The organism is Tabrizicola sp. (genome assembly GCF_031377265.1).
Lineage (GTDB): Bacteria > Pseudomonadota > Alphaproteobacteria > Rhodobacterales > Rhodobacteraceae > JAUYQR01.
The window spans coordinates 1-8,092 of record NZ_JANMET010000186.1 but is presented as its reverse complement, the minus strand read 5'-3'; the positions used below and the strand labels follow the sequence as shown (position 1 = coordinate 8,092).

General features: G+C 63.9%; 8 protein-coding genes. 7 read left to right on the top strand and 1 reads right to left on the bottom strand.

What is annotated here, in order from left to right:
- The 6 genes from mbhE to RMO18_RS10755 all read left to right on the top strand — a co-directional run.
- On the top strand, positions 1–2,475 hold a 2,475-nt coding region (gene mbhE / locus RMO18_RS10780), incomplete at its 5' end, for a hydrogen gas-evolving membrane-bound hydrogenase subunit E (protein WP_309665852.1).
- Entirely contained in the window at positions 2,475–2,807 is a 333-nt protein-coding gene (locus tag RMO18_RS10775; protein ID WP_309665851.1) for a Na+/H+ antiporter subunit C, read from the top strand. The genes mbhE and RMO18_RS10775, both read left to right, overlap by 1 nt.
- Entirely contained in the window at positions 2,804–4,264 is a 1,461-nt protein-coding gene (locus RMO18_RS10770; protein WP_309665849.1) for a monovalent cation/H+ antiporter subunit D, read from the top strand. The genes RMO18_RS10775 and RMO18_RS10770 overlap by 4 nt, the downstream gene beginning before the upstream one ends.
- A gap of 269 nt (positions 4,265–4,533) precedes the next feature.
- Complete coding sequence (locus RMO18_RS10765) at positions 4,534–5,025, top strand: Na+/H+ antiporter subunit E (RefSeq protein ID WP_309665847.1); 492 nt, start codon at positions 4,534–4,536, stop codon at positions 5,023–5,025.
- Positions 5,022–5,294, top strand: a complete 273-nt coding sequence (locus RMO18_RS10760; RefSeq protein ID WP_405054049.1) for a K+/H+ antiporter subunit F — start codon at positions 5,022–5,024, stop codon at positions 5,292–5,294. Before RMO18_RS10765 ends, RMO18_RS10760 begins: the two co-directional genes overlap by 4 nt.
- Positions 5,291–5,662: a Na+/H+ antiporter subunit G gene (locus tag RMO18_RS10755; RefSeq protein WP_309665846.1), complete on the top strand. Its 372-nt coding sequence runs from the start codon at positions 5,291–5,293 to the stop codon at positions 5,660–5,662. The genes RMO18_RS10760 and RMO18_RS10755 overlap by 4 nt, the downstream gene beginning before the upstream one ends.
- Positions 5,663–5,750: 88 nt before the next feature.
- Here the strand turns inward: RMO18_RS10755 and nhaD are convergent, their stop codons facing one another.
- Complete coding sequence (gene nhaD, locus RMO18_RS10750; RefSeq protein WP_309665845.1) at positions 5,751–7,055, bottom strand: sodium:proton antiporter NhaD; 1,305 nt, start codon at positions 7,053–7,055, stop codon at positions 5,751–5,753.
- Between the two features lie 239 nt (positions 7,056–7,294).
- On the opposite strand from nhaD, the gene deoC reads away from it, so the two are divergent.
- Positions 7,295–8,092, top strand: a 798-nt coding sequence (gene deoC, locus RMO18_RS10745) for a deoxyribose-phosphate aldolase (protein ID WP_309665843.1), incomplete at its 3' end; no start/stop codon positions are given.

Below are 8,092 nucleotides of genomic sequence, written 5' to 3'. Positions count from 1 at the left end.
GGCATCGTTCTGTCCGATAACATCCTCCTTCTCCTGATCTTCTGGGAGCTGACCTCGCTGACGTCATTCCTGCTGATCGGGTACTGGAAACACCTGCCCGAGGGGCGGCAGGGCGCGCGGATGGCGCTGGCCGTGACCGGTGGCGGCGGTCTTTGCCTGATCGCAGGGATGCTGATCCTGGGCGGCATCGTTGGCAGCTATGACCTTACGGTAATCCTTGAGAGCAAGGACTTGATCCAGTCTTCCGACTGGTATCTGCCAGCGCTGGTCCTCATCCTTCTGGGCGCTTTCACCAAATCGGCGCAGTTCCCGTTCCACTTCTGGCTGCCGCATGCGATGGCAGCACCGACGCCGGTTTCGGCTTACCTGCATTCAGCCACCATGGTGAAGGCGGGCCTGTTCCTGATGGCGCGGCTCTGGCCAGTGCTGTCGGGCACGCCGGAATGGTTCTGGATCGTCGCCACCACCGGCCTTGTCACGATGGTGATGGCCGCCAAAATCGCGCTGTTCAAGGATGACCTGAAGGCGCTGCTGGCCTATTCCACCGTCAGCCACCTTGGCCTGATTACCATGCTGCTGGGGTTCGGCACCAAGGCCGCCGCCACTGTTGCGGTCTTCCACATCCTCAACCATGCCACCTTCAAGGCCGCCCTCTTCATGGTTGCGGGCATCGTCGACCACGCCGCGCATACCCGTGATCTGCCGCGCCTCGGCGGGTTGCGCACGCTGATGCCGGTCACCTTCACCATCGCGCTGCTTGCCTCGCTCTCGATGGCAGGTATCCCGCCCTTGAACGGCTTCCTCTCCAAGGAAATGATGCTGGAAGAGGCCGCACAGACCGTCTGGCTCACGCCTTGGGCGATGGGCCTGATGGCCACCATCGGCGCGCTCTTTTCGGTTGCCTACAGCTTCCGGTTCCTCGCGCACGGCTTCCTCGGCCCGGTGCGCGACGACTATCCCGCGAAACCGCATGATCCCGGCGTCGGCCTTTGGGCCGCCCCGGCCTTCTTCGCCCTGCTTGTGGTCATCATCGGCATCCTGCCGATGGCTTCGGCAAGCTGGCTGGTCAACGCTGCTGCCTCTGCCGTCACCGGTGCACCCGTCAGCGCCAAAATCACCCATTGGCACGGCCTTCAATCCCCCGCCCTCTGGATGTCGCTTGCCGCTATCGGCGGCGGCCTTATGCTGCTTGGCCTGCACCCCCGCCTGATGGCGATCTGGGCCGCCACCCCGCGCCCGGACGCAAAGCGCATCTTCGACGGGCTGATCAATCCTCTCGCCGCCGCCGCCCGCCGCCTGACCGAGGCGCTGCACAACGGCGCGGTGACCCGCGCCATTGCAGTCGCCATCCTCGCCATCGCCGCCGCTGGCACATGGGCCTTCACCGGCGGCCCCCATCTGCCCGGCAGCCGCGCCCTCTTGCCGCTGGACCTGGTCCCGGTCATCGCTTGGGCCATCCTGATGGTCGCGGCCCTCGCCACCCTGATGCTGCACCGTGACCGCGTCATCGCCCTGATCCTGACCGGCGTTGTCGGCCTGATCATCGCCATCGCCTTCGCCTACTTCTCGGCCCCAGACCTCGCCCTCACCCAGATCGCGGTGGAGGTGGTGACGATCCTTCTCATGCTTCTCGCACTGCATTTCCTGCCGAAAACCACGCCCAAGGAAAGCACCACCCCCCGCCGCCTGCGCGATGCCGCCATCGCCGGCATCGCGGGCATCGGGATGGGCGCGCTGGTGTACGCGCTGATGACCCGCGCCCCCGCCTTCGATCCGATCTCTGCCTTCCACCTCGCGCAATCGAAACCCGGCGCCGGCGGCACCAACGCGGTGAACACCATCATCGTCGATTTCCGTGGCTACGATACCTACGGCGAGATCATCGTGCTTTGCATCGCCGCCCTCGTGATCTTCGCGCTGTCCGAGGCGCTGATGAAAAGCCCCGGCGTCGCAAGCCGACTTGCCGCCATGGCCCCGGCCCGCAAGGCAGGTGACCGCCACCCGATGATGCTGGCCGTCGGCACACGGGTGCTGCTGCCGATGGCGATGATGGTCGGCGTCTACATCTACCTGCGCGGCCACAACCTGCCCGGCGGAGGGTTCGTCGCGGGCCTGATCTTTGCCATCGCCTACCTCATGCAATACATGGCCTCGGGTTATGGGTGGAGCCATCAGCGCCAGCGCTATGACCACCATATCCTGATCGGCTGGGGCGTGCTCATTGCCTCGCTGGCCGGGGTGGGGGCATGGGTCGCGGGCCTGCCGTTCCTGACCTCGGGCTACGAATACGTCAGCCTCTGGCCGCTCGAAACCTTCGAGCTTGCCACCGCCGCGATCTTCGATCTGGGGGTGTTCCTTTGCGTCTTGGGTGCGGTGATGCTGTCGCTCGCCTCGCTGTCACGCATGGCACTCAAGGCAGGCGAAACCGTCAACCCCACTGCCTTTGACATCGACCCAAGCCGGAGGGTGCGCTGATGGAACCGCTGGTCGCCACCGCCATCGGCCTGCTCACTTCGGTCGGCATCTACCTCATGCTGCGCCAGCGCACCTTTCCGGTGATCCTTGGCCTGACCTTCCTCAGCTATGCCGTCAACGTCTTCATCTTTGCTGCCGGGCGGCTGGCGGTGAACATGGCCCCGATCATCAAGGACGGGGCGAGCTATGCCGACCCGCTGCCACAGGCCCTCGTGCTGACCGCCATCGTCATTTCCTTCGGGATGACGGCGGTGATCGTGATCATGTCGCTTGGTGCCTACCTTGAGGCGGGCCACGATAAGGTCGACATGATCAAGGGTGACGACCAATGACCCATTGGATCATCGCCCCTGTCGTGCTGCCAGCACTCCTCGCCGCATTGATGGTCATCGCCCTGCGCCGCGACCTCAGGCTGCAACGCATCGCCTCGGTCGCGGGGGTCGTGGCGCTGAATGCCATCGCCATCGCGCTCATGTGGTCCGCCACCCGCCATGGCCCCGAGGCTTATTTCCTTGGCAACTGGCCTGCCCCCTTCGGCATCACGCTGGTGCTCGACCGCCTCTCCGCGCTGATGGTTCTCTTGCTGACCGGCCTTGCGCTGCCGATCATCCTCTATGCCATAGGCTCCGGCTGGGATGCGAAGGGTGCGCATTTCCACCCGCTGCTGCAGTTCCTGCTGATGGGCATCGCAGGCGCGTTCCTGACCGGTGACGCCTTCAACCTGTTCGTGTTTTTCGAGGTGCTGCTGATCGCCTCTTACGGGCTGATGATTCACGGCGGCGGACAGGCCCGCACCCGCGCGGGCATCCAGTACATCGCCTTCAACCTCGTCGGCTCCTCGCTGTTCCTGGTCGCGCTGGCCACCGTCTATTCCGTCACCGGCACGCTCAACATGGCCGATCTTGCGGTGAAACTGCCGAACCTGCCTGCGGGCGACACCGCGCTGATCCGCGTGGCAGCCGTCCTTCTGATGCTGGTCTTTGCCATCAAGGGCGCGCTGGTGCCGCTGCAATTCTGGCTGCCCGGCACCTATGCCAAAGCGCCGGGGGTGGTCGCCGCCATGTTTGCGGTAATGACCAAGGTCGGCGCCTATTCCATGATCCGTTTTGGCACGCTGATCTTCCCCACCACCCTGCCCGCCACCGGCCCGCTGATCGCGGACCTGCTGCTGCCCGCCGCCCTGATCACACTGGCAGTCGGTGCCATCGGCATCCTTGGGGCCACCACCCTGCCGCGCCTTGTGGCCTTCGGTGCCATCGCCTCGATGGGCACGGCCTTCATCGCCATCACCGGGTTCACGCCGCAAACCACCTCGGCGGCGCTTTACTACATCCTGCACTCCACCATCGCCACTGCCGCGATGTTCCTCGTGGCCGACCGCATTACCCGCCACCCTGGCCCGCAACCGGGGTTGACCGCCAGCCTCTACATGGCCGGGGCAATCGCCATCGCAGGCATGCCGCCGCTGTCCGGCTTCATCGGCAAGCTTCTGATCCTGCAAGCCCTGCGCGATCAGGCCCCGCTGATCTGGACCGCGATCCTGATATCCTCCTTCCTGATGATCCTCGGCCTCGCCCGCGCCGGCTCCACCCTGTTCTGGAAACCCGAGAGCACGCCCGCCGCCCACCCCGAGCCCCTTCCCACCACCGCGATCTTCCTGCTGTTTGCCGCCCTCGCCGCGCTAACCGTCCTCGCGGGCCCCGTCACCAGCTGGCTGGATGCCACGGCGCAAACCCTCTACGATCCCGCCCCCTACATCGCCGCCAATCAGCTTTATGAGGGGCGTTAGTACAGAATGAACCTTCAACGAAACCGCACCTATCCTTTCTTGCCGGATTTGATTTCAATCAAATCAGGCCGCGCCTGCCTACCACCGGGCAGGCGCGATAAAGCGCCCGCCCCAGGCAGGCGCGCCCTGATTTCCTCAATAGTTAGGACTGCTGACAACCCCTTGCCCAACGGCCTTCAGCCTTATGGGCAACGAACCGAGCAAACGCTCCACTGGAGCGTTTCCAAATCGGTTCGGGCAACCGCCTCAAACCGGAGCATACTCTGACCATGCTCCGTAAACTCTTCCCCCACCCCTACCTGACCCTCACCCTTGCCATCCTGTGGATGCTGCTGGTCAATCAATTCAAGATCGGCAGCCTGGTGATGGCCGCCATCCTTGCCACCGCCATCCCGCTTCTAACCGCCGCATGGTGGCCCGAACGGCCCAGGATGCCCCACCCCCTGCGCCTGATGTCCTACACGCTGCTGGTCCTGTGGGACGTCATCGTCGCCAACTTTCAGGTCGCGCGGATCGTGCTGTTCATGCCCGCGTCGCAGATCAAATCCGCCTGGATCACCGTACCCATCGACCTGCGCTCGCCCGAGGCGATCACCCTGCTCGCCGGTACCATCACCATGACACCCGGCACCCTGACCGCCGACATGTCGTCCTGCGGCAAGGCGCTGCTGATCCACGCGCTGCACGCCCCGGACCCCGATGCCATCCGCGACGACATCAAGTCGCGCTACGAATCCCGTCTGAAAAGGATATTCGAATGATCCTGACCTATGCCCTGACCTTCGCGCTGGCCGCTTTCGGCATCGCGCTGATCCTGAACCTGATCCGCCTGTTCACCGCCCCCACCCTGACCGACCGCATCCTCGCCGTCGATACGATGACGGTGAACGCCATCGCTCTCATCGTGCTCTACTCCGTGCGCACCGGCTCCAGCCTCAACTTTGAGGCTGCGATCCTGTTCGCGCTCACCGGCTTTGTCGCCACCGTCGCCTACTGCAAGTACCTTTTGCGGGGGAGCATCATCGAATGATCCTCTTCGCCGAAATCCTTGTCGCGGCACTGCTGGTGCTGGGCGGCGTCTTCGGCCTTGTCGGCAGCTATGGCCTCTTGAAACTGCGCGACCCGATGCAGCGCCTGCATGCGCCGACCAAGGCCACCACTATCGGCGTCGGCGCGGCGCTGATCGCCTCGGCGCTGGATCTGCTCTTGGTCGGCCAGGGGATCACCTGGCAAGAGGTGCTGGTCGCGGTCTTCCTGTTCCTGACCGCGCCCTTGTCTGCCCTGTTCCTTGCCAAGACCCACATCTTCCGCACCATCAACCGCGCCGACCTGCCCGACCCCGGCACCGGCACCCCATGGGCCACGCTGGAAGGCCCAAAGAAGCAGCCTTCCCCCTGACCATCGCCCGGAATCAAGAGCGAAGACCGCCGTTGCAGCGCCCACCCGGCGGTCAGGCGCTGCCCTCGGTTCCGCAAATTCACCCCCGTCAGAACAGCGCCGCGTTGATCACCAGATGCGCGCCAATCGCCGCCAGGTACCCCAGCGCAATCGCCCAAGACCATTTCAGATGCGCGCCAAAGGTATAGACCCCCTTGGCCTGCCCCATCAGCGCCACCCCCGCCGCCGACCCGATCGACAGGATCGATCCGCCGGTGCCGCAGGTCAGCGTGATCAGCAGCCACTGGCCATCCGACATCGCCGGATCCATCGTCAGCACCGCAAACATCAGCGGGATATTATCGACAATCGCCGACAGCAGGCCAATGATCACGTTCGCATAGGTCGGCCCCAGATCGGTGTACAAAAGCTCCGACGCCAGCGCGAGATAGCCCAGAACCCCCAAGCCCCCCACCGCAAAGATGATGCCAAAGAAGAACAGCAGCGTGTCCCATTCCACCCGTTGCACTTCTTTGAAGCTGTCCAGCACCATGTCCTCGTCGCCCTTGCGGGTGCCCTTCATGCGCAGGTAATAGGACCACAGTTGCAGATACCCCAGGCCCAGCATCATCCCCAGGGCTGGCGGCAGGTTCAGGAAGTTCTTGAACGAAACCGCCGTCACGATGGTCAGCGCAAACAACACTGCCACCCCGATCATCCCCGGCTTGCCGCGCACATTGCGCACCTCGGCAGACGGCTTTTCATTCGGCACCGACAGATACATCAGCGCCGCAGGCACCAGCCAGTTGATCAGCGACGGCACAAACAGTGCGAAAAACTCAAAGAACGTCAGCTTGCCCTTCTGCCAGACCATCAGCGTGGTGATGTCGCCAAACGGCGAAAACGCGCCCCCGGCATTGGCCGCGACGACAATCGAGATGCAACCGATCACCACGAATTTCGCATTGTCCCGGCCCAGCGCCATCACCACCGCACCCATCACCAACGCCGTGGTCAGGTTGTCCAGCACAGATGACAGAAAGAACGCAAGGATCCCGGTCAACACGAACAACTGCCGATACCCCAGCCCAAGCCCGATCAACTTCACCCGCAGCACATCAAAGGCGCGGCGCTCCTCCAGCGTGTTGACGTAAGTGATCGCCACGATCAGGAACAGGAACAACTCGCCATATTCCTCAATGATCTCGCGGGCGTGGGAATGCGCCGCCTCCGACTGCCCCGCCATCATGTAGGCGATCCCGATCAGTGCCCAGATCAGACCAGCCGCCAGCATCACTGGCTTTGATTTCGCCATGTGGGTGGATTCCTCGAACACCACCATGATGTAGGCGATCACAAAGATGATCAGCGACAGGATGCCCGCCCAATGCCCTGTAAGGTCCAGATCCTGCATTGCGTGCGTCCTCCATGCCGTCGTTTCGCGGCAGAAGGCATCTTTAGCTGGCCAAGGTCAACCGCGCACCAGCGGCAGTTTCTTGACCATCCGGTCAGAAAACCCGGGCCAGCACCCTTGCGGCACGGGGCCTTGCATGGCATCGTCGCGCCCATCCGGCACGGGCGGAGGACCCTTTGGAAACGCTGACACCTACAAAAGACCTCCTGCCGCAGCTGACGCATGCCCGCAACCCCGGCATGCCGCTCGATCTTGATTGGGTCGCAAGCGTGCAGGCCAACACTTCTGCCATCGAACGCCGCGCCGCCACCATCTCCGGCCGCCGTTCGGTGAAAAAGGAATGGCAGGCCGCATGGCTGCTAAAGGCGATCACGCTGATCGACCTCACCACTCTGTCGGGCGATGATACCGAAGGCCGGGTGCGCCGCCTCTGCGCCAAGGCGCGCCAGCCTGTCGCACCCTGGATGCTGGAAAAGCTTGGCCTGCCGAACATCACGACTGGCGCAGTCTGCGTCTACCACGAGATGGTGGAAACCGCCGTCAGGGCGCTGGAAGGCACCGCGATCCCGGTCGCCGCCGTCTCCACCGGCTTTCCTGCAGGCCTCTCGCCCTACCGCCTTCGCATCGCCGAAATCGGCGAAAGCGTGCGGGCCGGCGCGCGCGAGATCGACATCGTCATCTCCCGCCGCCATGTCCTCACGCAAAACTGGCAGGCCCTGTATGATGAGATGGCCGAAATGCGCGCCGCCTGCGGCGATGCCCATGTCAAAGCCATCCTCGCCACGGGTGAACTTGGCACCCTGCGCAACGTCGCCCGCGCCTCCCTCATCTGCATGATGGCCGGGGCCGATTTCATCAAGACCTCCACCGGCAAAGAACCGGTCAACGCCACCCTTCCCGTGACCCTGACGATGATCCGCTGCATCCGCGACTATGAAGACCGCACCGGCATCAAGGTCGGCTACAAACCCGCAGGCGGCATCGCCAAGGCCAAGGACGCGCTGACCTACATGGCGCTAATGAAGGACGAACTTGGC